The organism is Pseudomonadota bacterium (genome assembly GCA_010028905.1).
Classification (GTDB): Bacteria; Vulcanimicrobiota; Xenobia; order RGZZ01; family RGZZ01; genus RGZZ01.
The window spans coordinates 1-2010 of record RGZZ01000686.1 but is presented as its reverse complement, the minus strand read 5'-3'; the positions used below and the strand labels follow the sequence as shown (position 1 = coordinate 2010).

The window sequence follows — 2010 nt, the reverse complement described above, 5'->3', positions numbered from 1 at the left end:
ACCACCACGCACCCGCCGGTCAGCAGGGGGATGAAGATCTCCGGCACCGAGATGTCGTGCGAGTAGGGGGTCTTCAGCATCACGCGGTCGCGCTCGTCGAAGCCGAACTCACCGATGAGCCAGGTCACGAGGTTCACCACTCCGCGCTGGGTGACCTGGGCCGCCTTGGGCACGCCGGTCGAGCCTGACGTGAAGAGCACGTAGGCAATGTCGGTGGGCTGCGAGACGGGTCTGCGGATGCGGCCGAACATCTCGTGCGGCGTGTCGAGATCGGTGATGACGGGAATGCCCTCCGGCGCCAGTCCGGCGAGGGCGGGGTCGGCCACGATGGCCACCGCGCCGCACTGCGCGCACAGTGCCTCGACCCGCGCCTTCGGGTAGTCGGGCTCGAGGGGCACGTAGGCCAGCCCCGCGCTCACGCAGGCCACGATGGCGGTGATGACGTCGGCGCTGCGATCTTGCAGCAGCACCACGTGATCGCCGCGACGGGCCCCCAGATCGGCCAGGCGCGCGGCCAGGGCTTCGGCGCGCGCGGCCAGCTCGCGATAGGTCAGGCTGCGATGGGCATCGACCGTTGCGACGCGGTCGGCGTGGGTCTCGCAGGTGTGGAACACCAGGTCGGCGAGGCTGCGGTCGTGTGGATAGGGTTTAGCCGTCTGGTTCCAGTCGTGGACGATGCGGTGCTCTTCCTCGTCGCTGAGCAGGCGGGGCACGCTCAGCGGCTGCTGGGCGGCGTGCACGAAGCCGCGGAGCAGCGATGCATAGTGCGCGACCACGTCGTCGATCACGCGGGGGTCGAACAGATCGAGGCAGTACGCCAGCGACACCAGCACGTCGTCGGCGAACTCATCGACCGACAGCAGCAGATCGACGGGGGGGCGAAAGCGCTGATGTATTGCAAAGTCGCGGATCTGCGGACGGGCTTCACCGTCGGCGGAGATGTACCGCACGTATCGGAAGCCGGCCTGTGTGAGGAGGTCGATCTTGTCCCGCCCGTGTTCGTTGGGCGCCACCACGGCATCGAAGAGCAGGTTCGCGGCGCCTTCACGCACGCGCTGGCGCTGCTGTGGCACCTGATCGATGAGGGTGCTGAACGGGGTCGTCGGCGTCACCTCGAACACCAGGGGTAGCAGCTGGCCGTGCACCGTGGCGAGGCTCGTCCCGACCGCGCTGTCGCGCGCGGTGTACTCACGCAGCACGATGGTCTCCGCGTCGCTGTAGCGGGAGAGCAGCGCTACGAAGCAGGCCTCGAGCACGTCGCCCAGGGTCACCCCGTGCTTCTCGGCCAGGGTTCGCGCGGCGGTCACCACGGGTGGCTGAATGGGTACCACGGTCCAGTCGCCACGTCGTTCCTGATAGCGCAGGGTGCCCGATGTGACGCGGGTGGGCAGGGTCATGGGCACCCGCTCGTCGGGCAGGTAGGTGGCCCAGAAGGCCGCCGCGCGCGCCCGCTCGGCGGCGTGGGCCGCGTCGTCTCGCGCGTGCGCCGCGGCGAGCGCGGCATGGTCGACCTCGGCGCGGTGGCGAGGCCGTCCTCCTCCCACCTCGTGGCACGCACGCAGATACGACTCGCGCAGGTGCGAGACCATGGTCTGATCGACGGCCAGGCGGCTCGCCCGCAACGCGCACTGCGTCTCGCCTCCCCCCGTTTCCACGATCAGCACCTGGGCCAGCGGACCGAGCGCCAGATCGATGGGTGCGCTGGCGAATTCGTCGATGAGGGCGTCGGTGGCGCGGCGTCGGTCGAGGTTCGGCAGATGGGTCACCGACGCCACGCGCACCAGGCGTGTTTCGTCGATGGGCGGGAAATCGAGCCGCAGGCCTTCCGGGGTCTCGAGGAACACGGCCCGCATCATCGGCCACGCGAGCACCCAGCGGAAGAACGCCTCCTTGAGGTCGGCGGCGGTCCACGGGTAGCCGCTGGTGAAGGTGAAGACCTCGACGAACGGGTCGCGGGCGTCATGGTCGCGGAGGCGCTGCGCGTGCAGCAGGCGCTGCGCAAGGCTTGCG

1 protein-coding gene is annotated in these 2010 nt (G+C 69.7%); it reads right to left on the bottom strand.

Going from position 1 to position 2010, the window contains the following annotated elements; genetic code table 11:
- The coding region (locus tag EB084_24345) for a hypothetical protein (GenBank protein NDD31394.1) at window positions 1-2010 on the bottom strand (2010 nt) is incomplete at both ends.